This window comes from Dietzia sp. UBA5065 (genome assembly GCA_002415925.1).
GTDB lineage: Bacteria > Actinomycetota > Actinomycetes > Mycobacteriales > Mycobacteriaceae > Dietzia.
The window spans coordinates 52,177-52,644 of the sequence record DIAZ01000164.1 but is presented as its reverse complement, the minus strand read 5'-3'; the positions used below and the strand labels follow the sequence as shown (position 1 = coordinate 52,644).

Annotated in this window: 1 pseudogene; it reads left to right on the top strand. The window is 68.6% G+C overall.

Annotation, left to right across the window (positions count from 1 at the left end):
• Positions 1-468 (top strand): annotated as a pseudogene (locus B4M60_RS13360) (polyribonucleotide nucleotidyltransferase); the annotation flags it as partial.

The window sequence follows — 468 nt, the reverse complement described above, 5'->3', positions numbered from 1 at the left end:
CGAGCGTGGCGAGACCCAGATCCTCGGCGTCACCACGCTCGACATGGTGAAGATGGCCCAGCAGATCGACTCGCTCGGTCCGGAGACCAGCAAGCGCTACATGCACCACTACAACTTCCCGCCGTACTCCACCGGCGAGACCGGTCGGGTGGGCTCTCCGAAGCGTCGCGAGATCGGTCACGGTGCGCTCGCGGAGCGGGCGCTCATGCCGGTCCTGCCGAGCGTCGAGGAGTTCCCCTACGCCATCCGGCAGGTCTCCGAGGCCCTCAGCTCCAACGGCTCGACCTCCATGGGGTCGGTCTGCGCCTCCACCCTGTCACTGCTCAACGCCGGCGTGCCCCTCAAGGCCCCCGTCGCGGGCATCGCGATGGGCCTGGTCTCCGACGAGGTCGACGGCGAGACCCGCTACGTGGCCCTCACCGACATCCTCGGCGCCGAGGACGCGTTCGGCGACATGGACTTCAAGGT